1 protein-coding gene and 1 pseudogene are annotated in these 1,389 nt (G+C 59.1%); both read right to left on the bottom strand.

Translation table 11 applies throughout. From position 1 onward, the window contains the following. A pseudogene (locus tag AWB67_RS37840) lies at positions 1 to 585 on the bottom strand (metallophosphatase family protein); the annotation flags it as partial. 82 nt (positions 586 to 667) lie between these two features. Next, positions 668 to 1,279 carry a riboflavin biosynthesis intermediates N-glycosidase gene (gene ybiA / locus AWB67_RS37835; protein ID WP_235025603.1) on the bottom strand — a complete coding sequence of 204 codons (612 nt, stop codon included), beginning with the start codon at positions 1,277 to 1,279 and terminating at the stop codon, positions 668 to 670. Positions 1,280 to 1,389: the final 110 nt, after the last annotated feature.

The following is a 1,389-nucleotide window of genomic DNA, read 5'->3' as shown; positions in this document are numbered from 1 at the left end:
GCCGTGGGAGACCCCGACAGTTCGAATGCCTGCGGCACGAAGCTGCTCGTTGACGCGCCCTGCAGCGGCCAGATAGTCACCTAGCACGGCTTCAAGACCCGTCGCGGCTTCCTTGGCACCAACGGCGGCCGCCAGTTGCCCCTTGTTGACCGTGGGCAAGCAGGTGAATACGACGTCAGCGCCGATAGCGAGCACCTCGCGTAGCTCCTCATCGGAGTACACGGGACCGATCGAGGGGTAGAACCGTCCTTCATGGAGGCTCACTTGCTGAACACGTTCCGCCACATAGATCTGATGCGTTGTTGCCATCAGTTCGAAGTTGCGTAGCGTGCCAGGCGGCTCATGTGAGAACGTGCCCTGCAGCATCAGGACCGGCATACTGCCGCTCAGCCCATTGATGCGCCGTGCGAGGCGGTTCAACGAAGGCGCATGGGCGTCGAGGCGATGGTCCGTCGCGTCACCCGAGATCACCGCGACATTGGCGTGCGAGAGAACGGCGTGGTCGATGGCAAAGCCAAAGCACCGGTCCGACTCTTCGACGTTGCCTGGCGCGTAATGCAAGTCAGAAAAATGAGCGATTTTCAAAGTCGCCTCCTAAAAATGAAAAAGGCCACCCGAAGGTAGCCAGTGAGTGTCGATGCGCCGGTATCGCGCGCTCGATAAAAGGTTAGGAACTAAGCGTGTCGCGGACTTTCATCAGTGCTTGGCCCAGGAGGTTCTGGCCACGCCACTTCGATTTGTCCGTGATGTCAGGATGGTGCTCGCCGAGCCCCACGCCCCAGATCACATCGTAGGGACTGGCTTCGACAAGCTCCGTCGGTGCCGTCGCGAGCAACAGCGTGCGTAGGCCTGGATGCTGTGCGAACTTCTCGCGGCATCCGACGTAGACGATCGACTCGCGCTTTGCTTTCCACGTGTCGAGGTCGAAGCCCCTGACCTTGCGGCCGAGTGCTTTTTGTTCCTTCGGCAGATGGGTGGCTAGCACAGCTTCAGCAATGTCCTCGTCGCCGAACAGCTTGGCTTTGGAGAACGTCATGAACTGTTCTACCGAGCGGAAATCGACGTTGTGATAGGAAAAGCGGCAAGGATGCCAGTTGCTAAAAGCATCCTCCGCGCCGAAGAACAGCGTGAAGTTGCCGACTCTACGCATCGGAAGCTCCTTCGCGTGAACAAGTAGATGGGCCGCCGAGGCGGACGGAATTCGATGCGCAGGTACAGCGCGGTCGAAAACATTTGAGCAAGCGGTTCTTGCTGAAATGCTCTCATGCGCGAGCGTCAAAAAAAGGTGCCAGTCTCGAAAGAAAGGACGCCAGCCCCCCCACGGGGGACTGGCCAAGGTTAGACGTAAGCAGCTTGCGCAATCGCGTCCTGAATCTCGACGTCAAGCGC

Source organism: Caballeronia terrestris, assembly GCF_001544515.1.
Classification (GTDB): Bacteria; Pseudomonadota; Gammaproteobacteria; order Burkholderiales; family Burkholderiaceae; genus Caballeronia; species Caballeronia terrestris.
The sequence above is the reverse complement of the archived record's forward strand: the minus strand, read 5'-3'. Positions and strand labels throughout refer to the sequence as shown.